The organism is Pseudomonas sp. FW305-70, from assembly GCF_058783925.1.
Genome location: NZ_JBYSYZ010000002.1, coordinates 191,794 through 217,943 on the forward strand (window position 1 = coordinate 191,794; position 26,150 = coordinate 217,943).

Here is a 26,150-nt window from a genome sequence, read left to right on the forward strand (position 1 = left end):
GGCTCATACGGTGAAGACCGGCACAGGGTTGCACCAGCGATCCTTGTATTCACGGTCGGCGCGACCGAAAGAAAAACGCAACGGTTTGTCCTGCGCCCGGGCATGCTCCCAAGCGCTTTGCGTATTGAGAAAACTCAGCACGCTGCCGGGGCTGAACTCGCGAGTCTCGGGATCGACCCCGCCGTTGATGTACTCGACGCTGATCCACTGCGAAGTTTCGACGCGGTACACCAATTGAATCGCAATCGGCGCATCGTTGAGAAAAATCACCGAACCGATCAGCAACTCGCGCAGCAACTCGATGACCTCAGCCATGCGTTCGGCACCCGTCGCCGGGAAGCCCCAACGACGCTGGAACAGGTCGCAATAAATCGCCGCCAACTCAGCGCTGGAGAATTCGGATACCGGCCGTACCACACCCCCCGCCTCTTCCAGCAAGCGCAATTCGCGGCGCTGGTTGTAGCGAAACTTCTTCGAAAGCTCCTCGGGGGTACGAGCCATGGCCAGTTGCTCGGCCTGCAACCGGATACCGGTGAACCGCCCCTCGTTCAACGCCGACAGATAGCGCCCCCGATGGCGCAAGGGCGCCTGGGTATCGGCCGCGGCCGGCAGGATGATCTCGGCGTTACCCAGGTCGAACAGGCCTTTCTTGCCGCGACGCTTGAGCACGTCCTTGGACAAGGCCAGGTCGCGACCCCAGGTCGGGATCGCCGCCTTGACCTCATCACCCTGCATCCAGGCCAGGTAGCGCACCGGGATGTCGGCCAGTTGCGCCAGGCGCTCGACCACCATGGGATGAGTTGCGACGCTGCCGCCATAACGCTGCCAGGTTTCGGCGTAAGTCGAGGCGTCGACTACCGCCCAGCCACGCTCGCGCCAGCCTTGAAATCGGTTGAGCATCAGCCCCTCTGTGCCAGTTCGGTAACGTGCGGCAAGTGCCAGAAAGCATCGCGCACTGCGCGGTCGGAAAAGCGTTCGCGCAAGCGCTCGAGCATCATCTCGGCACACTGCCGGCGTTGCTGATCATCCATGGCAGCCAGGTGTTGCAAGCCCTGGGCCAGATGTCCGGCATCGCCCAAGGGGAACAGGATGCCCACGCCCTCGACCACTTCTTTCGCTCCGCCGCACGCTGTGGCGAGCAAAGGTACGCCGGCAGCCATGGCCTCCAGCAGTACCATGCCGAACGGTTCGTGATCGGAACTCAGGGCGAACACATCGAAGGCGCGGAAATAGTTGCGCGCATCCGGCACCTGACCGAGGAACAGCACCCGGTCGCCGATACCCAGCTCGCGGGCCTGAGCCTTGAGGTCTTCCTCCAGGCGCCCCTTGCCGAGAATCACCAACTGGCTGTTGGCCGGCAACTGCGGCAATGCCTGGGCGAAACCATCGAGCAGAGTGGCCTGGTCCTTGTCCGGATGCAGGCGTCCGACGTTGCCGACAATCCAGGCATCCGCCGCCAGCCCGAGGGTTTCCCGGGCCTCGCGAGCCGACACCTGCGTGGCTTGCAAGGCATCGACGTCGATGCGGTTGTACAGCGTCTGAATTCGCGAAGCAGGCCACTTCGGCAGGCAACTGCGCATGTCGTCGCGCACCGCGTCGGACACACCGAGCAGGCTCAAACGCTTGCGGAATATATGGGCGAACAGTTTGCGGCTGCCGCGCTTGTAGTCTTCAAACCCGTGGTGCACGCCAATGACCGGCAACGAGGTACCGAGCAAGGCGATATAGATAGGCTTGAAACGATGAGCGATGCAGAAACTGAAGTTGCGCGACGCGGCGATCTTGCGCAGATCGCCGATGGCGCCCAGTTTCAGGCCACGAATGGCCTTGGAACTGTACTCCATGAACAGCACCTCGTCGGAGGCGCAGCCCGCGGCGACTTCGGCATCGGCAACCCCGGTGAGAAACACCGTGGTCACGCGATAGCCAGTCCCCGCGAACAGGCTGGCGTACTGCCGTGCGCAGTCCAGGAACGGCCCGTCATAGCCGTGGCAGAACTGCAGCACATGACGTTCAGCCGAACGTGTCATAGGCGTTTGCGCCCTCTTTGACCACCAGGATGTCTTCCATGATCAGATACTGTAGATCCGAACCGAAGAACATGTTCAGCGCATCGGTCGGCGAGCAGATCATCGGTTCGCCGCGACGGTTGAGCGAGGTGTTGAGCGAAACGCCGTTGCCGGTGAGCACTTCCAGCGCTTTCATCATGTCGTAGTAGCGCGGGTTGTATTCGCGCTTGAGCACCTGGGCGCGGGAGGTGCCGTCTTCGTGGACGACTTCCGGCACGCGGGTCTTCCATTCTTCCGCCACTTCGAAGGTGAAGGTCATGAACGGAGCCGGGTGATCGATCTTGATCATCTGCGGCGCCACGGTGTCGAGCATCGACGGGCAGAAAGGCCTCCAGCGCTCGCGGAACTTGATCTGGTGGTTGATGCGATCGGCCACGCCCGGCACGCTCGGGCAACCGATGATCGAACGACCGCCCAGTGCACGCGGACCGAACTCCATGCGGCCCTGGAACCAGGCCACCGGGTTGCCATCGACCATGATTTTGGCGATCTGCTCCGGCATGTTGTCGAGCTTGCGCCAGGTCGGTTTGTTCTCGTGACGGGCGCAGGCGGCGATCACGTCTTCGTTGCTGTACGACGGGCCGAGGTAGACGTGTTCCATTTTCTCCACCGGTACGCCACGGGCGTGAGACACATAGGCCGCGGCGCCGACCGCGGTACCGGCATCACCGGACGCAGGCTGTACGAACAGCTCCTTGACGTCGTCGCGGGCGATGATTTTCTGGTTGAGCTTGACGTTCAACGCACAGCCACCGGCGTAGGCCAGTTTGCCGGTTTCCTTGAGCACGCCGCCCAGGTAGTAGTCGATCATCTGCAGCGCAATCTTTTCGAACAGCGCTTGAATGCTGGCGGCGTAGTGGATGTAAGGCTCGTCGGCGATGTCGCCTTCGCGCTTGGGACCCAGCCACTCGATCAGCTTCGGCGAGAAGTAGTAACCCTTGCCCTTCTCTTTATAGCGACGCAGACCGATGACGTTGGCGTAGTCGGTGTTGATCACCAGCTCGCCGTTTTCGAACGAAGCCAGGCGCGAGAAATCGTATTTGCTGGCGTCGCCGTACGGCGCCATGCCCATGACCTTGAACTCACCGTCGAGCATGTCGAAACCGAGGAACTCGGTGATCGCGCCGTACAGGCCGCCGAGGGAGTCCGGATCGAAGAATTCCTTGATCTTGTGGATCTTGCCGTTTTCGCCGTAACCGAAGAAGGTCGTGGCGTACTCGCCCTTGCCGTCGATGCCCAGGATCGCGGTTTTCTCTTTGAAGCCGGAGCAGTGGTAGGCGCTGGAGGCGTGGGCCAGGTGATGCTCGACCGGCTCGATCTTGATCTTCTTCGGATCAAAGCCCAGTTGCTCCAGGCACCAGACGATCTTGTTGCGATAGCGCTTGTAGCGACGGTTGCCCATCAGGATCGCGTCGAGTGCACGGTCCGGGGCGTACCAGTAACGCTTGGCGTACTGCCAGCGGGCCTTGCCGAACAGGCTGATCGGGGCGAACGGGATCGCAACCACGTCGACATCGGACGGCTTGATGCCGGCCTGTTCCAGGCAGAATTTCGCCGATTCGTAGGGCATGCGGTTCTTTGCATGTTTATCGCGTACGAAGCGTTCCTCTTCAGCCGCCGCGACCAGCTTGCCGTCGATGTACAGGGCTGCGGAAGGATCATGGCTAAGGGCGCCGGACAGGCCAAGAATCGTCAATGCCACAGGGGTCTAGCCTCTTTAGTCTGCATGCAGGCGCAAGCGCCTCAAAAATTAATGTGCCCTCGCAAGGGGCGAGAGACAGCTAAAGGGCGGGATTATAGCGTAAAAGCAGCGGCTAGCCTCTAGCTACAAGCGGCAAGCCACCAGGGTGGTGACCTTGCGATTACTTTTAACCGCGCGAAGGCCGCCAGTAGACAAGGATATTGCCGTCCACGCTCTGCCGGTAAATCGTGTAGGGCAAGGCGGCGGTGTCCAGTGCGCCGGACAGGGCCAGGTCGAGCAAAATGAGCGGTAGAAGGACACCCGTGGGATCGGGCGGTGCGTTCAATACGCAGAAGTCATAAGCGAGGCCGCTATAGACCCGGGGGATGGACTGGCAATAGGTCTTTTGCCTGCGCAGCCCGTGCGCGGCTTCGGCTTCATCCTGCAGGACCGTAGCGGCGGTCCCGCAGCCCATTAGCGACACGGACAAAACACCCGATGAAACTGCCATTTTGATCGACACAGCCGGCCCTCCGAGAACGTCAGGCAAACTAGCATCGGGGCGATTTCGGCCACAGTTCATGGCTTCCCAAGATCGCGTAGGACGGTTCACAAGAACCTGTCTGCTTTCTCGGTTGGCAGTTCCGGCCCCTTCGCGAGCAAGCCCGCTCCCACAGGGATTTCTGAGCGACCGGAACCACTGTGGGAGCGGCGGTGCGGCGATCCGACTTGCTCGCGAAAGGACCAAAGGTCCGATTCAGGCCGCGCTGGAGATATCTTTGGGCAAACGCTGATCGATGACCTGATAAAGCGCACTGCCTTCAGGCCAGTTACGCATGAACCGCGCCCGATCCCGCGCATATGCCGGTGCATAACTGGTCAGCGAGCCGTGCTGGCACATCGAGTCGAGGTCGATCAACGCCCAGCGATCCTGCTGCCAGAACAGGTTATGGCCCTTGAAGTCGCCATGACTGATACGCAAACGAATCAGCTCGGCAAACAGATGATCCAGCGCCGCCAGTTCGGCCTGCGGTGCGTCACCGCTTTCAACATAGGGCGCAAAACGCTCGATGATGTCCGGCCCCGGCAGATACTCGGTGATCAGGTACGCCCGGCTGCGCAGCCACAGGAAACGCTTCTCCAGCAACGCCAGCGGCTTGGGCGTGGCAATCCCGAGGAACGCCAGGCGATTGCCTTCGCGCCATGAATGCCAGGCCCGGCTCGGGCGCCAGAAACGCTTGAGCCAGTGGGCAAAACCCTTGATGTTGTAGCGTTTGATCACCAGCGTGCGGCCATCCACCTCGACCTTGCCAACACTCGCCGCACCGCCGGTCTTGTACAGATACCCCTGATCGAGCAAGGCATCGGCCTGCTCCAGCACCGGTACCATGGACGCCTCTTCCTCGCGGCGAATCGCCCGCAGTCCGAAGGCGCCGCGCTGGACACTGAACAGCGTGCACTCGCGACCGACCTTGATCAGGTAGTCCTTGAGGCGCCAGTTGCGGACCTTGTCGATCTGCTTCTGCAACGCCTCCATGGGCAAGGCGTGCTCGCCGTTGCTGAGCAGGTAATACACCAGCAACTCTTCAATGAAGGGTTCAATCGACTTCGGCAACTGGGCGAAGAACACCCCGAGGTTTTCCAGGACTTTCTGCCGCGACAGCGGCTGGCCAGGCGTCTCGCAGCAGATACCGGCCCCATCGATCAGGTACAGGCGGCCGCCCTGGCGCAGTAGATTGTCCAGGTGCAGGTCTTCCTGCCACAGGCCCTTGCGATGCATCTGACCGATTGCACCCAACGCCTCGGCCAGCACCGCCCCTTGTCCATCGGACAGTACGGGCTGCTGCTCAACCTGCTTCCAGGTGTCGCCCAGGCTTTCGGCATGCTCAAGGAAATCAAACAGCAGCCAGCCACCCTCGCCGTCTTTCAGGCCGTCGGCCAACAACTGCGGCGTGGTCAGGCCCTGGTCGGAAAGTCGGCGCACGCCGTCCAGTTCACGCTGAAAATGCCGTGCAGCCTTGCTGCCGACCAGCAACTTGGCCAACACCGGCCGGCCACGCCAGACACCGGCACCGACATAACGCTGCCCCGGCAATACCCGCAACAGGCTCAACAGCTGCAAATCGGCGGGGCCGGCGGCATCGGCCAGCGAAACGCTCAGCGGCAAAGCCGGATGGCGGCCAGCGGATTTCAATTCGGACAAACGCATCAACGTGGCCCCTTTTGGCTGCGCCGTGCGGTCAAGCGCTGCAGCCAGCTGTCGATCAGCGAGCTGTCCTGCGGCTGATCCAGATAGGCCGCCAGCAATTGCCGCAGCTGCGATTCGCCCCACTCGGGCGCGCGGCGCGTCAGCGGTTCCAGGTCCTTGATGCGGTCACGCTGCCCGTACAGCAGCGGCCGGGTCTTTTCCAGGTCGATCAATTGAGCCTGGTAGCCGTGGCCGGTGGCACGCATGAAAATGTGCTTGGGATAGAAACACCCGTGCACCTGGCGTGCAGCGTGCAGTTGCCGGGCCAGTTCGCCACTGGCCTTGAGGATCTCCGAGTGCTGTTCAGGGCTCAATTGAGCCCAGCGCTGCAACAACGAGTCGAGGTCGTCCCAGCCATCCAGGGCGCGGGTCAGCAGGATTGCGCGGACTTCGCCATTGACCTTGCGCTGCCCGTAGAACACCGCTTCCAGCGCCGGAATGCCCATCTTCCGGTAACGGGAGATGTTGCGAAACTCACGGGCAAAACTCGGCTCGCCGAACGGCGCGCGCAAGGTGCGGGTCAGGTAGTTGCTTTGACGCTTGAGGTAGTAGCCATGACCTTCCAGATCCAGCCGAAACACGCTGCTCCAGCCGCCGCGACCGGTGTTGGGTTCGTCCACCGCATCGAGCTGCTTGGCCCAGAGCGCCTCGAACGTGCCGAGACCATGGCGCTCAAGCAGCGCACGGTCTTCAGCGGCCAGAAAATCAGTCATTCGCGTCCCTCGAAAAATCTCACCACGTGCCGGATGCGTTTCTTGTCCGCAGCGTTGAGCCGGGTCCGGTTGCGGTATTGCAGGTAAAAGCGCAGGCGCTGGGTAGCCGACAGTTGATACTTGGCAACCTTGTCCAGGCACGCCAGATCCTTGGTGATTCGGTACTTGAGCCAGAAACCGCGCCAGAAATCGCCATTGGGGCAGTCGATCAGAAACAGTCGAGCCTCGTCGTCGATCAACAGGTTGCGCCACTTCAGATCATTATGGGTGAAGCGGTGATCGTGCATGGTCCGGGTGTACTGGGCCAACTGACGACTGACGGCATCGACCCAGGCGCGATCCGACAGTTTCGGATCGCGTCGCTCGGCCAGTGCCGACAAGTCTTCGGTACGCGGCAGTTCCCGGGTAATCATCGCACCGCGAGCGTAGGCCGCACCGCGACGTTCCAGCCCCCAGGCCACCACCTCGGCCGTGGGAATGCCCCACTTGGCGAAACGCTTGAGGTTCTGCCACTCCATCTTCACCCGAGGCTTGCCGAGGTAACGCCGCAAGCCTTTGCCGGCACCCACGTAGCGCTTGACGTAATAGTTGACGCCATTGCGCTGAACGCGAATGACCTCGGAGAGCAGGTCCTTGGTCAACCGCTCGCCCTGAAGCGCAAACACCGCCTCAAGGCTGCCGAAGTCATCGGCCAGATCGCTGTAGGCCGGTTCCAGTTTCCAACCCGACATCAGAGCGCATCCCCGTATCGCTGTTTACGCTCGTAGAGCTTGTTGGCCTTGCCATCGAGCCAGCTCAGCAGCCCGGCTTCTTCGCTCAGGATCTGCCGCAGCGGCTGCTGGAAATAGCCTTTGAGAAAACGCAATTTGTCGCGGCGGGTCAGGCCGATGTCCAGGGCGGAAAAGTACAGGGCGGCCAGATCCTTGTTGCGCCAGCGCGAGGTGATCGCCGGACGGGTCTGGGCGCGGTGCAGGTCGATCACCGAAAGCTTGAAGTCATCAAAGGTCACCGGTTTGTCGGTGTGCAGCAGGAAATGGCAGATGTAGCAGTCGCGGTGGTTGACCCCGGAGCGGTGCATCATGCCGGTCATGCGTGCGACTTCGGCGATCAGCGCGCGCTTGAGTTTTGGCTCCGGCGGCTGCTTGACCCAGTTGACGCTGAAGTCTTCGAGGCTGACGGTGGGCGCCAACTCTTCGGTAACGATGAACGAGTGCTGGTCGGCCGGGTTACTGCCCTTCTCGCCATACGCGACAGCGGTCATGGTCGGCACGCCGGCTTCCTGCAGGCGCTGAATGGCCCTCCACTCCTGGCCGGCACCCAGTACCGGGAGCTTGGCCGTGAGCAGGTTCTTGAAGATTTCGCCCCAGCCGATGCCACGGTGGATTTTCACGAAAAACCCGTTGCCGTCGACTTCCGTGCGCAATGTCCGGCGCGCTTCCAGCTCGCGGTACACCTCGCCCTTGAGCCCCTCGACTTCGGCGAACGGGTCGCGTCCGGCCCAGAGGCTCTTGAACGGTTCAGCCAGCATCAACTTCATTTAAGCGTGCTCCGCCAGAATCACATCGGCCGCGTGTTGCGGCATGCTGTAGAGGTCGGCCGTTTCGGCGAAGGCCAGACCATTGCGGCTCCAGGCCGCCCTTGCTTGAGCGTCGTTCAACATGCCGGTCAGGTATTGCGTCAGCTGCGCCTGATCGAAGGGCTCGTCCAACACCAGGCCCGCATCGGCCTCGGCGATGTAATGGGCGTAACCGCACACCGCGCTCACCAACACCGGCAAGCCGGCCACCAGTGCTTCGAGCAGCACGGTGCCGGTGTTTTCGTTGTACGCCGGGTGGATCAACAGATCGGCACCCAACAGGAAACGCGGGATATCGCTGCGGCCCTTGAGGAACGTGACGTTGTCGCCCAACCCCAATGTCGCACTCTGCATCTGGAATAACTTGGGGTCATCCTGGCCAATTACAAACAGCCGGGTGCGCTTCCTCAACTCGGCAGGCAGCGCCGCCAGTGCCTTGAGGCTGCGATCGACGCCCTTGGTCTTGAACCCGGAGCCGATCTGCACCAGCAGCAGTTCGTCGTCCTTGAGGTCGAACTCAGCGCGGAACCCGGCGCGAATGTCATCAGCATCAGCCGGTCGGCGACGGTCCTGAGCGATACCCGGTGGCAGCAGGTGGAAACGCTCCAGCGGCGTGTCGTAATGCTTGATGAACAGCGGCTGCTGGACCTCGGAAATCATCAGCACTTCAGTCTTCGCATCCCTGGCGAACACCGCGCGCTCGTATTCGGCGAAGTGGCGATAGCGGCCCCAGCGGCGGTAGAGCGAGTTGCGCAGGTTCTGCGCCTTGTCTTCGAAGCAGCCGTCGGCGGCGTAGTAGACGTCCAGGCCCGGCATCTTATTGAAGCCAATCAAGCGGTCGACCGGTCGTTTGGCCAGGTCCGCTTCCATCCATTCGCTGAGTTTTTCGTTGCGTCGATGGTTGAAGAACGCCTTGACCGGCGCCACCAGCACTTCGAAACCCGGCGGTACGTCGCCCTCCCAGATCAGCGTGTAGACGCGAATCTGATGGCCGCGCTTCTGGCACTCCAGGGCAATGCGCATGAAATCGCGCTGCAAGCCGCCAAACGGAAAATATTTGTACAGGACAAATGCCAATTGCATCAGCGCAGCTCCTCAGCCATTAACAACGTGCTCAGTCGGCTGGCGACACGCTCGGGGTTCAGACGCGTGAAGCACAGGGGCCACTCGCGTTTCAGGTCAAATTGACGGGCATCTTCGGCCGTCGGTTGATAGGTGCATTTCTTTTGCAGGCACGGCGCACACGGGAAGTCGCTGGCCAGGTGAATCTGCACCTTGCCGTAGGCGCCGGTCAGGCCCGGATTGGTCGGACCGAACAGCGACAGCGTCGGCACATCCAGCGCGGCAGCCAGATGGCCCAGGCCGGTATCCACCGCCACGCAGGCTTGCGCGCCAGCCAGCACCTTGCCAACACCGGCCAGGTTCAATTTGGGCAACACTTCGGCGTGTTTGAAACCGGCAGCGATGCGCTCGGCCCGGGCTTTCTCCTGCGCATTGCCCCAAGGCAACTTGACCCCAACGCCAAGGTAGCCGACCCGCTCGGTCAGCTCGCGCCAGTAAGCTTCAGGCCAGTGCTTGGTGTCCCAGGTAGTGCCATGCAGAAACACCACGTACGGGTTCTTGCGCGGCAATTCCACCAGGCGCTCGACATTCAGACCGTAGTCGCCCATGCCTTTTGGCAAGTCATAGCCCAAGGCGATGGCGAACAACTGACGCACTCGCTCCACCGCGTGCTGCCCGCGGGCAACGGCCAGACGCCGATTGTAAAAGCGCGCAGCGATGGGTTCGCGCGCCGAGCTTTTATCGAGGCCGGCCACCGGTGCCTTGACGTAACGGGTCAGCCAGGCGCTTTTCAGCAAGCCCTGGGCGTCGATCACCAAGTCGTATTTCGTGGCGCGAACGCTTTGCTTGAAGCGCTTCCACTCACCGCTCTTGATGGTCTGCCAGATGTTTTTTCGCCAGCGACGGATCGCCACCGGAATCACCTTGCCCACCGCCGGATGCCAGGTCGGGATTTCGGCAAAGCCTTCTTCCACCACCCAGTCGAACTTGATGCCGGGAATCGCCCGCGCCGCGTCGGTCAACGCCGGCAACGCATGAATGACATCGCCCAGCGAAGACGTCTTGATCAACAGAACCCGCAAGCTATTTGACCTCGACCACAGTGCCTTGCAACCGCTGCAAGGCTTCGTTCACGGCCTGCGGCATGAGTTGGCGCAGGCAGTTGTAATGGCCGAAACGGCAGGTGCGATCGAAGCACGGACTGCACTCGATGCCCAGGCGTACGATTTCCACGTGCTCGGCCAACGGTGGCGTGAAACCCGGCGACGTCGAGCCGTAGACCGCGACCAGCGGGCGGTTCAGCGCGGCAGCGACGTGCATCAGGCCGGAGTCGTTGGACACCACCGAATCGGCACAGGACATCAAGTCGATGGCTTCGGCCAGCGAGGTGCCGCCGCTGAGGTTGACCGATTCTTCACGCAGGCCGGGAATCAGCCGCGCGCGAATGTCTTCGCCCACGGCGTGGTCGTTTTTCGAACCGAACAGCCAGACTTGCCAGCCTTCGCGAATCTTCGTTTCGGCGACCTTGGCGTAATGCTCGGACGGCCAGCGCTTGGACTCGCCGAACTCGGCGCCGGGGCACAGGGCCAACACAGGACGGTCGAGGGTCAGGCCGAACCTGGCCAGCGCCGCCTCGCGGGTGACCGGGTCGATCTGCAGCGTCGGACGCGGATAGGGTTTCGGCAACTCGACGCCCGGCTCGAAGGCCAGGGCCATGAAGCGCTCGATCATCAGCGGATAACGATCCTTATCCAGCGTGCGCACGTCATTGAGCAGGCCATAGCGGAATTCGCCACGCCAGCCGGTGCGCTTCGGGATGCCGGCAAAGAACGGCACCAGCGCCGACTTCAGGGAATTGGGCAACAGGATCGCCTGGTCGTACTGGCCGGCCAGGGATTTGCCGATGCGCCGGCGCGTCGCCAACTCCAGCACGCCATGACCGAGCGGAAAGCTCAAGGCCTGGCGAACTTCGGGCATGCGCTCAAGAATCGGCCGACTCCACTCGGGGGCCAGCACGTCGATTTCGCACTGCGGGTGGCGTTGCTTGAGACACTGGAAAAGTGTCTGCGCCATCACCATGTCACCGACCCAACTGGGCCCAACGATCAGAATTTTCATGTGGTTTCCATAAACGAACCGGGGAGGCCTACGCCTCCCCGCCTCGAGAATCTCTGCGGGAGCATGCTGGCTTGCGATGGGTCATCACCTTCAACATTGCTGTCGACTGTCACTCCGCTATCGCGAGCAGGCTCGCTCCCACATTGGGTATTGGTGTACTTCGATCGGCATGACACTGCAGATCTACTGTGGGAGCGGGCTTGCCCGCGAAGGGGCCATCACATTCAATATCTCTATCGACTGACACTCCGCCTTCGCGAGCAAGCCCGCTCCCACCTTTGAATCTTGTCGCTCCGATTGACGCGTTTCAGCGTAGCCCCAGCTCACGCCAGATCCGCATGACCTGCTGCCGTTCGTCCGCGAACTGGTCGGCCGGTATCACTCCCGGGTTCTTCTGCAGAGCCTGTCGATGGGCGGCGGAACGGTATGCTTTATACGCCTCACGCAACAGGCTGGCATCTTCGACGGGCATCAGCCCTTCGTGCTCCAGCTCTTCCAGAATGCGGATGTTATCGGTCCAGCGCAGCAATGGCGGGTGTGTTTCGGACCACGCCAGGGCCGCGTATTGCACCATAAATTCAATATCGACGATACCTCCGGCGTCCTGCTTGATATCGAACGGCGCCGTGGCTTCGAAGGCATTTGCCCCGGTACCGGCCGCCGTGCTCTTGCTGCCAAGATTATCGCGCATCTTGGCGCGCATCTCGCTGACCTCCTGGCGCAAGGTCGGCAAATCACGCGTCTTGCCCAATATCGCGGCACGGACTTTCTCGAAGGCCTGGCCGACATCCTGACTGCCCACCAGCACCCGCGCCCGCACCAGCGCCTGATGCTCCCAGGTCCAGGCTTCGTTCTCCTGATAACGGGCAAACGCCCCCAGGGAACTCACCAGCAATCCCGACGCACCGGACGGCCGCAGGCGCATGTCCACCTCATACAACTGCCCGGAGTTGGTCTGCGCCGTCAGCAGGTGAATGATCCGCTGCCCCAGACGGGTGAAAAATTGCGCGCCGTCGATGGGTTTGGGCCCATCGGTTTCAGCTTGCGGATCACCGTCGTGGATGAACACCAGGTCCAGGTCCGAACCATGCCCGAGTTCCAGGCCGCCGACTTTCCCATAACCGACAATGATGAAGCCGGGATCGCACAAGGTGCCATCGGTGCGTAGCGGCGTGCCGTACTTGGCCACGGTCTGGCGCCAGGCCAGTGCGAGCACCTGTTCAAGAATCGCTTCGGCGAGCCAGGTCAGGTAGTCGCTGACTTTCATCAGCGGCAGGCTGCCGGCGATTTCCGAGGCGGCCACCCGCAAGCGGTGCGCCAGTTTGAAGTGACGCAGCGCTTCCATTTGCTGTTCGAGGTCGTCCTCGGGAATCCGCGTCAGGCGCTCGCGCAACTCGGCGGCCAGTTCTGGCGCCAGTGGCGGCTTGAACAGTCGGCCTTCGTTGAGCAATTCGTCGAGCAGCAGCGGGAAACGGGTGATTTGCTCGGCGATCCACGGGCTCGCGGCGCACAGCGTCAGCAAACGCCGCAAGGCGCCAGGGTTCTCGGTCAGCAGCACCAGGTACGCGGAGCGACGGGCCACGGCTTCAACCAGCGGCAACACGCGCTCCAGCACCAGATCCGGATTGGCATGCTCCACGGCCTGCGCCAGCAAACGCGGAATAAACGCATCGAGACGTTCGCGTCCCAGACGCTGCATCGCCCGCAATTGCGGACTGCTGCGCAAGCCGGCCAAGGCGTTCAAGGCCTTGGGCGCATCCTTGAAACCACCTTCTTCCAGTTGGCGGCAAGCAGCCTCATCGTCCTGAGCCTCTTCCCACAGCGGCAACCACTCACCGCCGACCACCACTTCGCTTTCAGCACCCTGCTCTTCGTCGGGATCGGCGATCACCTGCCCGAAGTGCCAGGCCACGCGGCCACGCCAATACATCAGTTGTTCGTGGAACGCCGTCCAGTTGGCGAAACCCAGCATAAAGGCAATGCGCGCCTGATCCTGCTCGCCACTGGGCAACATTTGTGTCTGGCGGTCAGCGATCGCCTGAATCGCGTGTTCGGTGTAACGCAGGAATTCGTAGCCTTCGCGCAGCTCGCTGATCACCGCCGGCGGCAGATAACCCTGACCTTCCAGCGTGCTCAGCACCTTTAATAGCGGGCGCTGCTGCAAGCTCAGATCGCGGCCGCCGTGGATCAGCTGGAACGCCTGGGCAATGAACTCGACTTCGCGAATGCCGCCGGATCCGAGCTTGATGTTGTCGGCCATGCCCTTGCGCCGCACTTCCTGCTGGATCAACTGCTTCATGGTGCGCAGCGCTTCGATGGCCGAGAAGTCCAGGTAACGCCGGTAAACGAATGGCCGCAGCATCTCTTGCAGTTGCGCGCCAGCCATCTGGTCGCCGGCCACCACCCGCGACTTGATCATCGCGTAGCGTTCCCAGTCGCGACCCTGATCCTGGTAATACTGCTCCAGCGCATTGAAGCTCAGCACCAGCGCGCCCGCCGAACCGTAGGGGCGCAAGCGCATGTCGACGCGGAACACAAAGCCGTCGACGGTCATCGGGTCCAGGGCCTTGATCAGCCGCTGGCCCAGACGAATGAAGAATTCCTGGTTATCCAGCGCGCGCTTCACGCCGACGGTTTCGCCACCCTCGGGATAGGCGAAAATCAGGTCGATGTCCGACGACAGGTTCAACTCCACGGCACCGAGCTTGCCCATGCCGAGGATGACCATCTGCTGCGGCTCGCCGCTGCGCCGCCCGGTCGGCACGCCGAACTGCTGGCAATGCCGCACGTACAACCATTGATAGGCCTGATCGATGCTGGCATCGGCCATGTCCGAGAGGTCGCGGCAGGTCTGGACCAAATCGGCCTGGCGGGTCAGGTCGCGCCAGATGATCCGCACCTGGTGGCGCGCGCGCTGGCGGCGCAGGGCACGGCCAAGCAGATCGTCGGTCTCGGCCGTGCTCACGGCGGCCGCGATCTGCGCGCACAATTCACCCGGCGCGTAACTGCGGTCCAGTTCACCGGACTGCACCAGTTGCAGCAACATCAAAGGGTCACGAACAGACTGTTCAATCACGAAATCGCTGGCGGCGGTGACGCGGGCAAATTGCGCCCAGCGCTCCGGCGACCAGGCAGACAGCCCGTGATCATCGTCCAGAGTGGCGACGGCAGCCCGGAACGACTGCTCGGCACGGGTGACAAACGGCTGGAGAATGGCGGGCAGTTCGGCAAGCGAAGGGAGGCTCATGGTCTATCCTTGATCGGCGTACAACGGACTGCATGTAGTGGTTTGCGAAAACCCACTACCTGAGGGAGCGTCGAACAAAAGTTAGAAATAGCTGAAATTTCTTTAATTTTGGCAGCCAGCATCAAGCTTTTACCTTTTGTAGTTGGAAAAAGACCAACCTTAACGATTATTCTCACAACGCAGCCGGGGGCCACAAGCCGCTCATCTGTAGTTTTACTACTCGTATATACATTAGACGGGCTGAAATGCCGGAAGATTTGTAGTAAAACTACACGCCGCCGGAACAACCTGTCGGCAATCCAAGAATTCATAACGTCTGCCCACAAGGCCAGTCGCTAACTCAGGCAACCGATTCTGGTAGCCTTTCCGCCCTGGAGCAAGCCATGCAAGACCTCGATCCCGTCGAAACCCAGGAATGGCTGGACGCCCTGGAATCGGTTCTCGACAAAGAAGGCGAAGACCGTGCTCACTATCTGATGACCCGTATGGGTGAACTGGCGACCCGCAGCGGTTCGCAGTTGCCTTACGCCATCACCACGCCTTACCGCAACACGATCCCCGTTACCCACGAAGCACGCATGCCTGGCGACCTGTTCATGGAACGCCGCATTCGCTCGCTGGTACGCTGGAACGCGATGGCCATGGTGATGCGTACGAACCTGAAAGATTCTGACCTCGGCGGTCACATCTCCAGCTTCGCCTCCAGTGCGACCCTTTATGACATCGGCTTCAACTACTTCTTCCAGGCCCCGACCGACGAACACGGCGGCGACCTGATCTACTTCCAGGGCCACACCTCGCCAGGCGTTTACGCCCGCGCATTCATGGAAGGCCGCATCACCGAAGACCAGATGAACAACTTCCGCCAGGAAGTCGACGGTCAGGGCCTGTCGTCCTACCCGCACCCTTGGCTGATGCCTGACTTCTGGCAGTTCCCGACCGTATCCATGGGTCTGGGCCCGATCCAGGCGATCTACCAGGCACGCTTCATGAAGTACCTGGAACACCGCGGCTTCATCCAGCCAGGCAAACAGAAAGTCTGGTGCTTCCTGGGCGACGGCGAGTGCGACGAGCCGGAATCCCTGGGCGCGATCTCCCTGGCCGGCCGCGAGAAGCTGGACAACCTGATCTTCGTCATCAACTGCAACCTGCAGCGCCTCGACGGCCCGGTTCGCGGTAACGGCAAGATCATCCAGGAACTCGAAGGCGTGTTCCGCGGTGCTCAGTGGAACGTGACCAAAGTCATCTGGGGCCGTTTCTGGGACCCACTGCTGGCCAAGGACGTCGACGGCATCCTGCAACGCCGCATGGACGAAGTCATCGACGGCGAGTACCAGAACTACAAAGCCAAAGACGGCGCGTTCGTGCGCGAACACTTCTTCAACACGCCGGAACTCAAGGCGATGGTTGAAGACCTGTCCGACGACGAGATCTGGAAACTCAACCGTGGCGGCCACGACCCGTACAAGGTCTACGCGGCGTACCACGAAGCGGTCAACCACAAAGAACAACCGACCGTCATCCTGGCCAAGACCATCAAGGGTTATGGCACCGGTGCCGGCGAAGCGAAAAACACTGCGCACAACACCAAGAAAGTCGATGTCGACAGCCTGAAGTTGTTCCGCGATCGTTTCGACATCCCGGTCAAGGACGACGAGCTGGAAAACCTGCCGTTCTTCAAACCGGAAGAAGGCAGCGCCGAAGCCCGTTACCTGAGCGAGCGCCGTACCGCACTGGGCGGCTTCGTGCCTCAGCGTCGCGCCAAGAGCTTCAACATCCCGACTCCGCCACTGGACACCCTCAAGGCGATCCTTGACGGCTCGGGCGACCGTGAAATCTCCACCACCATGGCCTTCGTGCGGATCCTCGCGCAACTGGTCAAGGACAAGGAAATCGGCCCGCGCATCGTGCCGATCATCCCTGACGAAGCCCGTACCTTCGGTATGGAAGGCATGTTCCGTCAGTTGGGCATCTACTCCTCCGTCGGCCAGCTCTACGAGCCAGTCGATAAAGACCAGGTGATGTTCTACAAGGAAGACCAGAAGGGCCAGATTCTCGAAGAAGGCATCAACGAAGCGGGCGCCATGAGCTCCTTCATCGCTGCCGGTACTTCGTACTCCAGCCACAACCAGCCGATGCTGCCGTTCTACATCTTCTACTCGATGTTCGGTTTCCAGCGTATCGGCGACCTGGCCTGGGCCGCTGGCGACAGCCGCACCCGTGGCTTCCTGATCGGCGGCACCGCCGGCCGTACCACCCTGAACGGTGAAGGCCTGCAACACGAAGACGGTCACAGCCACCTGCTGGCTGCCACCATCCCGAACTGCCGCACCTACGATCCAACCTACGGCTACGAGCTGGCGGTGATCATTCAGGACGGCATGAAGAAGATGACCGAAGAGCAACAGGACGTCTTCTACTACATCACCGTGATGAACGAGTCGTACCAGCAGCCAGCCATGCCGGCCGGTGCCGAAGAAGGCATCAAGAAAGGCATGTACCTGCTCGAGGAAGACAACCGCGAAGCGGCGCACCACGTTCAGCTGATGGGCTCCGGCACCATCCTGCGTGAAGTCCGTGAAGCCGCGAAGATCCTGCGTGAAGAGTTCAACGTCGGCGCCGACGTGTGGAGCGTTACCAGCTTCAACGAACTGCGTCGCGACGGCCTGGCCGTTGAGCGCAGCAACCGCCTGCACCCTGGCCAGAAGCCTAAGCTGAGCTACGTCGAAGAGTGCCTGAACGGCCGCAAGGGTCCGGTCATCGCCTCTACCGACTACATGAAACTGTTCGCCGAGCAGATCCGTCAGTGGGTACCGTCCAAGGAATTCAAAGTCCTGGGCACCGACGGTTTCGGCCGCAGCGACAGCCGCAAGAAACTGCGTCATTTCTTCGAAGTCGACCGTCATTTCGTGGTGTTGGCAGCCCTGGAAGCACTGGCTGACCGTGGTGACATCGAACCTAAGGTTGTGGCCGAGGCCATCGCCAAGTTCGGTATCAACCCGGAAAAACGCAACCCACTGGACTGCTGAGGAGAGATTCTGTGAGCGAACTCATTCGCGTACCTGACATCGGCAGCGGTGAAGGTGAAGTAATTGAACTGTTTGTGAAGGTCGGCGACCGTATCGAAGCCGACCAGAGCATTCTGACACTTGAGTCGGACAAGGCGAGCATGGAAGTGCCTGCGCCGAAGGCCGGTATCATCAAGAGCCTGAAAGTGAAGCTGGGCGATCGCCTGAAAGAAGGCGACGAACTGCTGGAACTGGAAGTCGAAGGTGCCGCTGCGGCCCCTGCGGCTGCCGCTGCACCGGCGGCCAAGGCTGAAGCCAAGCCGGCTGCTACTCCTGCAGCTGCCGCCCCTGCTGCTGCGCCGGCTGCCGCCAGCGTTCAGCAAGTGCACGTGCCGGACATCGGTTCGTCGGGCAAGGCCCAGATCATCGAGATCCAGGTCAAGGTTGGCGACACCGTTGCGGCTGATCAATCGCTGATCACCCTGGAGTCCGACAAGGCGAGCATGGAAATCCCGTCGCCTGCCGCTGGCGTGGTCAAGGCCATCAGCGTCAAGCTCAACGACGAAGTCGGCACCGGCGACCTGATCCTGGATCTGGAAGTGGCAGGTGCTGCGGCACCGGCTGCCGCCCCGGCCCAGGCTGCCGCTCCAGTTGCTGCCGCTGCACCGGCACCTGCAGCAGCTCCGGCTGCACCGGTTGCCGACAGCGTCCAGGACATCCACGTTCCGGACATCGGTTCGGCGGGCAAGGCCAAGATCATCGAAGTCCTGGTCAAGGCCGGCGACACCGTTGTGGCCGACCAGTCGCTGATCACCCTGGAATCCGACAAGGCCAGCATGGAGATTCCATCGCCAGCCGCTGGCGTGGTGGAAAGCGTTTCCATCAAGCTCGATGACGAAGTCGGTACCGGCGACCTGATCCTCAAGCTGAAAGTCAAAGGCGCTGCTCCGGCTGCTGCGACCGCACCTGCCGCTGCTGCTCCGAGCGCTGCTGCTTCGGCTCAAGCCGCTGCTGCACCTGCCGCCGCACCTGCTGCCCCGGTTGCCGCTCCAGCCAAGCCGGGCGCGAAAGTTCACGCCGGCCCTGCCGTGCGTCAACTGGCCCGCGAGTTCGGCGTCGAGCTGAGCGCCGTCGGCGCCAGCGGTCCGCACGGCCGCATCCTGAAAGAAGACGTGCAGGTTTACGTCAAGGCCATGATGCAGAAGGCCAAGGAAGCACCGGCCGCTGCTGCCGGCGCAACCGGTGGCGCGGGCATCCCGCCGATTCCGGTCGTGGACTTCAGCCGCTTCGGTGAAATCGAAGAAGTGCCGATGACCCGCCTGATGCAGGTCGGTGCGGCCAACCTGCACCGCAGCTGGCTGAACGTGCCGCACGTGACGCAATTTGATTCGGCGGATATCACCGAACTCGAAGCGTTCCGTGTTGCCCAGAAAGCCGTTGCAGAGAAGGCCGGCGTCAAGCTGACCGTCCTGCCGTTGCTGCTCAAGTCCTGCGCGCACCTGCTCAAGGAACTGCCGGACTTCAACAGCTCGCTGGCGCCAAGCGGCAAAGCGATCATCCGCAAGAAGTACGTGAACATCGGCTTCGCCGTCGACACCCCGGATGGCCTGCTGGTACCGGTCATCAAGAACGTCGACCAGAAGAGCCTGCTGCAACTGGCTGCCGAAGCCGCTTCCCTGGCTGAAAAAGCCCGGACCAAGAAGCTTTCATCGGACGAGATGCAAGGCGCCTGCTTCACCATTTCCAGTCTCGGCCACATTGGCGGCACCGGCTTCACGCCGATCGTCAACGCGCCGGAAGTGGCGATCCTCGGTGTTTCCAAGGCCACCATCCAGCCAGTCTGGGACGGCAAAGCCTTCCAGCCGAAACTGATGCTGCCACTGTCGCTGTCCTACGATCACCGCGTGATCAACGGCGCCGCTGCTGCACGCTTCACCAAGCGTCTGAGCGACCTGCTGGGCGACATCCGCACCATGCTCCTGTAATACCGACCGGCCCTCCTTCACCGGAGGGCCGATCGCGTTCCACGTTTCCGAGCGCCACGCTCGTACCTCAACCCCGCCAATTTGGCGGGGCTTTTTTTGCCTGAAGTTCTTGTTTAAACACCTTCCTACATTTGTGGCTGCTATTGCCCACAACTTGAATCCATTTCTGCCAGGTATTTATTCAGGCCAAATAATTAGTCTTGGCTTAACACCCAATAACATCCGAAACAACCAACTCCCTGATTAACTGGCAGCGAATGGACTCAAGCATGCTAAAACCAACTGTCGGCCCGATTATTGGCCATACAACAACTAATCACGCGCGTATTTTTGTACGCGGACAAGCGCAAAACAGTGCGCCCGTATTTGCCGGCATTCGTTATCGGCAGTCCGGGCATGAACAATGGCTTAACAGTGTCTTTGCAAGGCTGACATACCTGCAGGACATGTCCGATGTCATTGTTCTCAATAACCTGGCCGCCGATACCGAGTACGAATACCAGGCCGGCTGGTTCAGCACCCAGAGTACCGAACACACAGCAGATTCGCTGCAGGAACTGCCGCTGCAATGGCCACCAGAGCTCTATCGCTTGCGCACCCGGTCTGGCGCCGCCGGTACGCCACAAGCCTATTTCGTCGGCTCATGTCGTTACCTGCGGATGACAGCTGGCATCCCGTCGGCACCACAACAGGGTGACCGGATATTTGCCTCGATGGCACAACTGGCAGAGCAAGCCGACCCACCGGTCAGCGCAGTACTGATGACTGGCGACCAGATCTATGCCGATGACTTGAATTTTTTTGCGCCTGACCGCGAATATCAGCAAATACTCGCAAAATACCATGCGGCTTTCTCCCAACCGCATATTTCCAGGTTAATGGCCAACGTATCGACTTACATGATCCTCGACGATCATGAAATTAAAGACAACTGGCCGGACAAGAAAAGTTCGACCGATGAGGTCTTATACAAAAACGCCATCACTGCATATGAGTTATATCAAGCTAGCCACAGCCCGGTATTTGAATTACTTGACGATGGCCGGATCAGCCGGATCCCGAATCACTACTGGTATCAGTTCGCCGATGGCGATATCGAATGGTTCGTCACCGATAGTCGCACCCGGCGCGACTTGTCCGCCGATGATCGACGCATGCTTGATCTCGAACAGGAACATGCCTTGTGCCAATGGCTGATCCATAGCCCCGCCCGGGTCAAGCTGGTGGTTACCAGTGTGATGTTCTTTCCCGACGCCAAACACGATGGGAATGACGCCTGGGCCGGTTTTCCCGCGCAACGATTGCGGTTGCTGGAGTTCATTCGTTCACACTGGCTGAAGAATGTCATTTTCGTTTCCGGTGACATCCACGCCTCCTTGACCAGCCGACTGACCCACAGCGAAGACCCGGACTTCGAAGTGCACACCATCGTGTCGTCGCCATTGTGCAACACCAAACTGCTGCCCTATGCCAGTCAATCCAGCTTTATCCTCGACCGGCCGCTGGCAGGGAACGCCGCTGGCGAATATCGGCAGGAATTGACCGGCAAGGTCATCAGCCAGGATAACTTCGCGCACCTGGTCATCGATGCAGAGCGCATTCAGGTGAATTACCACGATCGGGATGGCAAGTTGCTGCAATCGACAGACATCAATTTGCGCTGATGGCAAAAAATTGCAGCCTTCGAGACGCCCCCTCAAGGCTGCGACCTGATCAATAGCCGTACTTTTTTGGGAAACTGCAGAAATCTTCGCGCCTGCCGACATATTCTTATAGCACTTAGCCTTCATCTCTCTTGTCAGTCGGTGTCGCAATGATGCAACCTTGCCGCAGGCAACAGTAAAGAGGGCGTGAGCCCAGCGCGTTCAGCATATTCGAAGCGAGTTTCCCTCCATGAAAAGCCAACCCGATGCCGCCAGCCGTATGGTGGCCGAGGTAGTGACGCAGTTGCCTGTGCCCTCGCGGCTCGGCATGCTGCGTTTCGAACGGCTTAATGAACCCAGCTGGGCGCTCCTGTTTCTCGACCCCAATTGCGAACGCCAGTTCGGCCTGCCGGCCGTGGAGCTGTGTGCACTGGTGGGCTCGCCCTACGCCAGCCTGATGGAGCCGGAAGCGCGCTATCAACTTCATGATGCGGTCCAGCACCAGCTGACTCAAAGCACGCATTACCTGATCCGCTACACCCTGCACACGGCCTCCGGCTCCCTGAATCTGCTGGAACTGGGCGAAGCCTACAAACAACACAATCGCCACCTGTTGCGCGGCTACTTGCTGGTCATTGACGGCCTGTACGAGGATGACCCGCTGCAACCGGCCCTGGATCTGGAAACCCGGAACTCGCGCCTGCAAATCGCCCTGGAGCTCAATCAGCGCGCCCAGCAGGAGCAGCTGCTGCATCTGGACCGGGTGCGCGCCCAGCAGGACCTGATCCTGCTGCTTACCCGGCAGCGCTACAGCAGCAACAACTCCTTGCGCGAAGCCGCCGAGCTGATCACCCGCAGTGCCTGCGACATTTACCAAATCGACTGCGCCAGCCTGTGGAGCCTCGAAGGTTCGATGCTGGTGCCGATCTCGGCCTATCACCGCACGAATCAGGAATACCTGCTGCCGCAGCCGATCGACGTCAGCGTGTTCCCCGATTACCTCGACGCCCTGCACACCGGTCGCGCCATCGACGCCCATAACGCCATGCACGACCCGCGCACCCGGGAGATGGCCGAAAGCCTGCGCCCACGCGACGTCAACGCAATGCTCGACGCCAGCATCCGTGTCGATGGCCAGGTGGTTGGTGTTTTGTGCCTGGAGCAAATCGGTGCCACCCGTGCCTGGCAGTCGGATGAAATCGCCTTCGCCGGCGAACTGGCGGACCAGTTCGCCCAAGTCATCAGCAACCACAACCGGCGAACCGCTACCAGCGCCCTGCACCTGTTCCAGCGTGCGGTCGAGCAAAGTGCCAACGCCTTTCTGCTGGTCAACTGCGACGGCGTGGTGGAGTACGTCAATCCGAGCTTCACCGCAATCACCCAGTACTCCACCGAAGAAGTGCACGGTCAGCGCCTGTCGGAACTTCCAGCCCTGGAAAACCTCAGCGAACTGCTGTTCGACGCGCCTTCGGCACTGGCCAAGAGCAACAGCTGGCAGGGCGAATTCAAGAGCCGCCGGAAAAACCTCGAACCCTACTGGGGCCAGTTGTCGATCTCCAAGGTTTATGGCGACAACCGCGAGCTGACCCACTACATCGGCATCTACGAAGACATCACCCAGACAAAGCTCGCTCAGCAGCGTATCGAGCGCCTTGCCTACACCGACAACCTGACCAATCTCGGCAACCGCCCGGCGTTCATCCGCAACCTCGATGAACGCTTCGCCCGCGACAGCGACGCGCCGATCAGCCTGTTGCTGGTGGACATCGACAACTTCAAGCGGATCAACGACAGCCTCGGCCACCAGACTGGCGACAAATTGCTGATCAGTCTGGCCCGACGCCTGCGCAACAGCTTGATCCCGAGCGGCAGCCTGGCGCGATTCGCCAGTAACGAATTCGCCGTGTTGCTGGACAACAGCGACCTCACGATGGGTCAGCAGGTGGCCAATCAGTTGCTGGCGACCCTCGACAAACCGATGTTCGTCGACAACCAGTTGATCAGCGTCACCGGCTCCGTGGGCCTGGCCTGCGCGCCGCTGCACGGGCGCGACCCGCAAACCCTGATGCGCAACGCCGGGCTGGCGCTGCACAAGGCCAAGGCCAACGGCAAACATCAGGTGCAAGTGTTCACCGAAGCGCTGAACGCCGAGGCCAGCTACAAGCTGTTCGTCGAAAACAACCTGCGCCGCGCCCTGACACAGAACGAACTCGACGTGTTCTACCAGCCCAAGCTGTGCCTGCGCAGCGGCCGCTTGCTGGGCATGGAAGCATTGCTGCGCTGGGATCATCCGGAAAAGGGCATGATCCGCCCGGATCAGTTCATCAGCGTGGCCGAAGAAACCGGGCTGATCATTCCGATCGGCAAATGGATCGCCCGCCAGGCCTGCCGCATGAGCAAAGCGTTGACCGCCGCCGGCCTGGGCAACCTGCAAGTGGCGATCAACCTGTCGCCCAAGCAATTCTCCGATCCGGACCTGGTGGCCTCCATCGCCGCCATCCTCAAGGAAGAAGCCCTGCCCGCTCATTTGCTGGAGCTGGAGCTGACCGAAGGCCTGCTGCTGGAGGCCACCGAAGACACCCACTTGCAACTCGACCAGCTCAAGCGCCTGGGCCTGACCCTGGCCATGGACGACTTCGGCACCGGTTACTCGTCGCTCAGTTACTTGAAAAAATTCCCCATCGACATCATCAAGATCGATCGAAGCTTCATCCACGAAATCCCGGACAACCAGGACGACATGGAAATCACCTCCGCGGTGATCGCCATGGCCCACAACCTGAAAATCAAGGTCGTGGCTGAAGGCATCGAAACCGCCGAGCAGTTGTCGTTCCTGCGCCGTCACCGCTGCGACGTCGGCCAGGGCTACCTGTTCGACCGTCCGATCCCGGGCAATGAGCTGATCGAAAAGCTCAAACGCTACCCGCGTGGCCCAATCGCCTGACCTTGTGGGAGCGGGCTTGCTCGCGAAAGCGGTAGATCAGGCAACATTGATGTCGACTGTCCCAACGCCTTCGCGAGCAAGCCCGCTCCCACCTTGGTAGTGCTTAACCAGCAGTATTTGGGCACACTGACGGTCTGTTTATTTACAACCCAACCTGACTGAGAGGACTGATCATGGTTCTGCGCTCGGAAATTCTGGTGAACAAAAACGTGCTCCCTACTAAAGAACAAGCTCTGCCTGGCCGCGAAACCCCGATGAACTTGCCTGAGAAGCACTTTGTCTTCAAAGACACCCCTCTGCTGGGTCCATTCTTCGAGGACGTCGAGTTCGCGATCTTTGGCTTGGGCTGTTTCTGGGGTGCGGAACGCCGCTTCTGGCAGCGCGACGGCGTGGTCAGCACGGTTGTGGGTTACGCCGGCGGCTTCACCCCAAACCCGACCTACGAAGAAGTCTGCTCGGGGCTGACCGGCCACGCCGAAGTGGTGCTGGTGGTGTATGACAAGGCCAAGGTCAGCTACCAGGAGCTGTTGGCGATGTTCTGGGAACTGCACAACCCGACTCAGGGCATGCGTCAGGGCAACGACATCGGCACCCAGTACCGCTCGGTGATCTACGCCACCTCGCCTGAACAACTGGACGCCGCGCTCAAGAGCAAAGAAGCGTACCAGGCTGAGCTGTCCAAGGCCGGCCTCGGTGAAATCAGCACCGAAATCGACCAGGCCCCGACCGTCTATTTTGCAGAGACGTATCACCAGCAGTACCTGGCCAAAAATCCGGAAGGCTACTGCGGCATCGGCGGTACAGGCGTGACCTGCCCTATATAAGCAGTGACAAGCTGCAAGCCTCAAGCTGCAAGCCCTGTGTTCGCAACTTCAACTTGCAGCTTGTAGCTTGAAACTTGCAGCTGCTACTCAGCAATCAACCAATCCATCCGCCACCCACCCTGGGTCTGTCCCAACTTCTCGGACAACCACGGCAGCAGCTCACGCAACTCCTCCTCCAGCCCCCACGGCGGATTGGCAATCGCCAACCCGGAGCCATTCAGACTGTTCGGCGTATCCAACGGATGCACCAGCAACTCCACCCGCAACAACTTCGGCGCACCGGTACCCGCCAGATCCTGGTAGAAACGACGCAGCGCACGCTGATCCTTCACCGGATACCAGATCGCCGCCACGGTCTGGCGCATCCGGCCAATCGCTTCCTTGAGCGACGCGGCACAACGCTGCATCTCGTCGAGCTTCTCGAACGGCGGATCGATCAACATCACCGCACGCTTCTCCGGCACCGGCAGCAAGGCCCGCGACACATGCCAGCCTTCGCCCAGGTGCACCTTGACCCGACGATCGCCGGCCATGTTGTCCTTGAGCAGCACGCCGTCTTCCGGGTGCTTCTCGTTGAGCAACACGCGGTCCTGCGGGCGAGTCAAACGTCGCGCCAGCTCTGGCGACCCCGGGTAATAGCGCAACTGGCCATCCGGGTTCATCTCGTGCAGCACCTGCATGTAATCGGCGGTCAGGATCGGCAGATCCGGCTGACCCCACAAACGCGCAATGCCTTCCAGGTACTCACCGGTACGGCTGGCCTGGTCACCCTGAAGGTCATACAGACCGATGCCGGCATGGGTGTCGAGATAGGCAAACGGCTGCTCCTTGCGCGACATCAGGGCGATGAGGCGGGTCAAGGTCAGGTGTTTGAACACATCGGCGTGATTGCCGGCATGGAAGGCGTGACGATAATTCATGGTTGCTCCTGCGAAGGCCGGGGAGTTTACCTTTTACCGGCCGGCAAGTCAGGGGTTCGCGGCTGAGCGGACACTTCGAGCATTCATAGCGGCAACAAGCACGCACCATCAC

Annotated in this window: 18 protein-coding genes; 5 read left to right on the top strand and 13 right to left on the bottom strand. The window is 60.9% G+C overall.

What is annotated here, in order from left to right:
* Window positions 1-3 precede the first annotated feature (3 nt).
* From AC3WN7_RS02390 to glnE, 12 genes are all read right to left on the bottom strand, one after another.
* Complete coding sequence (locus tag AC3WN7_RS02390) at window positions 4-900, bottom strand: antimicrobial resistance protein Mig-14 (protein ID WP_102673177.1); 897 nt, start codon at window positions 898-900, stop codon at window positions 4-6.
* Complete coding sequence (locus AC3WN7_RS02395) at window positions 900-2,030, bottom strand: glycosyltransferase (protein WP_102673178.1); 1,131 nt, start codon at window positions 2,028-2,030, stop codon at window positions 900-902. The genes AC3WN7_RS02390 and AC3WN7_RS02395 overlap by 1 nt, the downstream gene beginning before the upstream one ends.
* Complete coding sequence (locus AC3WN7_RS02400) at window positions 2,014-3,771, bottom strand: carbamoyltransferase family protein (protein WP_015093192.1); 1,758 nt, start codon at window positions 3,769-3,771, stop codon at window positions 2,014-2,016. The genes AC3WN7_RS02395 and AC3WN7_RS02400 overlap by 17 nt, the downstream gene beginning before the upstream one ends.
* 166 nt (window positions 3,772-3,937) lie before the next feature.
* Entirely contained in the window at window positions 3,938-4,273 is a 336-nt protein-coding gene (locus tag AC3WN7_RS02405; RefSeq protein ID WP_102673179.1) for a YceK/YidQ family lipoprotein, read from the bottom strand.
* A 234-nt stretch (window positions 4,274-4,507) separates the two neighbouring features.
* Window positions 4,508-5,959 carry a lipopolysaccharide kinase InaA family protein gene (locus tag AC3WN7_RS02410; protein WP_102673180.1) on the bottom strand — a complete coding sequence of 484 codons (1,452 nt, stop codon included), beginning with the start codon at window positions 5,957-5,959 and terminating at the stop codon, window positions 4,508-4,510.
* Window positions 5,959-6,711 carry a lipopolysaccharide kinase InaA family protein gene (locus AC3WN7_RS02415; protein ID WP_015093189.1) on the bottom strand — a complete coding sequence of 251 codons (753 nt, stop codon included), beginning with the start codon at window positions 6,709-6,711 and terminating at the stop codon, window positions 5,959-5,961. The genes AC3WN7_RS02410 and AC3WN7_RS02415 overlap by 1 nt, the downstream gene beginning before the upstream one ends.
* Window positions 6,708-7,442, bottom strand: a complete 735-nt coding sequence (locus AC3WN7_RS02420; protein WP_015093188.1) for a lipopolysaccharide kinase InaA family protein — start codon at window positions 7,440-7,442, stop codon at window positions 6,708-6,710. The genes AC3WN7_RS02415 and AC3WN7_RS02420 overlap by 4 nt, the downstream gene beginning before the upstream one ends.
* On the bottom strand, window positions 7,442-8,248 hold the full coding sequence (gene rfaP, locus AC3WN7_RS02425; protein ID WP_102673181.1) for a lipopolysaccharide core heptose(I) kinase RfaP: 807 nt from the start codon (window positions 8,246-8,248) through the stop codon (window positions 7,442-7,444). The genes AC3WN7_RS02420 and rfaP overlap by 1 nt, the downstream gene beginning before the upstream one ends.
* Window positions 8,249-9,370: a glycosyltransferase family 4 protein gene (locus AC3WN7_RS02430; RefSeq protein WP_102673182.1), complete on the bottom strand. Its 1,122-nt coding sequence runs from the start codon at window positions 9,368-9,370 to the stop codon at window positions 8,249-8,251. It abuts the gene before it with no gap.
* Window positions 9,370-10,431: a lipopolysaccharide heptosyltransferase I gene (waaC, locus tag AC3WN7_RS02435; protein WP_007971808.1), complete on the bottom strand. Its 1,062-nt coding sequence runs from the start codon at window positions 10,429-10,431 to the stop codon at window positions 9,370-9,372. The genes AC3WN7_RS02430 and waaC overlap by 1 nt, the downstream gene beginning before the upstream one ends.
* 1 nt (window position 10,432) lies before the next feature.
* On the bottom strand, window positions 10,433-11,467 hold the full coding sequence (gene waaF / locus AC3WN7_RS02440) for a lipopolysaccharide heptosyltransferase II (protein ID WP_102673183.1): 1,035 nt from the start codon (window positions 11,465-11,467) through the stop codon (window positions 10,433-10,435).
* 307 nt (window positions 11,468-11,774) lie between these two features.
* Window positions 11,775-14,714, bottom strand: a complete 2,940-nt coding sequence (gene glnE / locus AC3WN7_RS02445) for a bifunctional [glutamate--ammonia ligase]-adenylyl-L-tyrosine phosphorylase/[glutamate--ammonia-ligase] adenylyltransferase (protein ID WP_102673184.1) — start codon at window positions 14,712-14,714, stop codon at window positions 11,775-11,777.
* A 383-nt stretch (window positions 14,715-15,097) separates the two neighbouring features.
* On the opposite strand from glnE, the gene aceE reads away from it, so the two are divergent.
* The 5 genes from aceE to msrA all read left to right on the top strand — a co-directional run bounded on the left by aceE (window position 15,098) and on the right by msrA (window position 25,118).
* Window positions 15,098-17,743, top strand: coding sequence for a pyruvate dehydrogenase (acetyl-transferring), homodimeric type (aceE, locus tag AC3WN7_RS02450; RefSeq protein WP_015093183.1), 2,646 nt, complete (start codon window positions 15,098-15,100; stop codon window positions 17,741-17,743).
* Between the two features lie 11 nt (window positions 17,744-17,754).
* Window positions 17,755-19,707 (top strand): dihydrolipoyllysine-residue acetyltransferase, encoded by a 1,953-nt coding sequence (aceF, locus tag AC3WN7_RS02455; RefSeq protein ID WP_102673185.1) that lies wholly within the window; start codon window positions 17,755-17,757, stop codon window positions 19,705-19,707.
* Between the two features lie 269 nt (window positions 19,708-19,976).
* Window positions 19,977-21,371 (top strand): alkaline phosphatase D family protein, encoded by a 1,395-nt coding sequence (locus AC3WN7_RS02460; protein WP_102673186.1) that lies wholly within the window; start codon window positions 19,977-19,979, stop codon window positions 21,369-21,371.
* Between the two features lie 229 nt (window positions 21,372-21,600).
* Window positions 21,601-24,294 (top strand): putative bifunctional diguanylate cyclase/phosphodiesterase, encoded by a 2,694-nt coding sequence (locus tag AC3WN7_RS02465; RefSeq protein ID WP_095964659.1) that lies wholly within the window; start codon window positions 21,601-21,603, stop codon window positions 24,292-24,294.
* Between the two features lie 173 nt (window positions 24,295-24,467).
* On the top strand, window positions 24,468-25,118 hold the full coding sequence (gene msrA / locus AC3WN7_RS02470) for a peptide-methionine (S)-S-oxide reductase MsrA (RefSeq protein WP_102673187.1): 651 nt from the start codon (window positions 24,468-24,470) through the stop codon (window positions 25,116-25,118).
* Window positions 25,119-25,201: 83 nt separating this feature from the next.
* Here the strand turns inward: msrA and AC3WN7_RS02475 are convergent, their stop codons facing one another.
* Entirely contained in the window at window positions 25,202-26,038 is an 837-nt protein-coding gene (locus tag AC3WN7_RS02475) for a 23S rRNA (adenine(2030)-N(6))-methyltransferase RlmJ (protein ID WP_095964657.1), read from the bottom strand.
* Window positions 26,039-26,150: the final 112 nt, after the last annotated feature.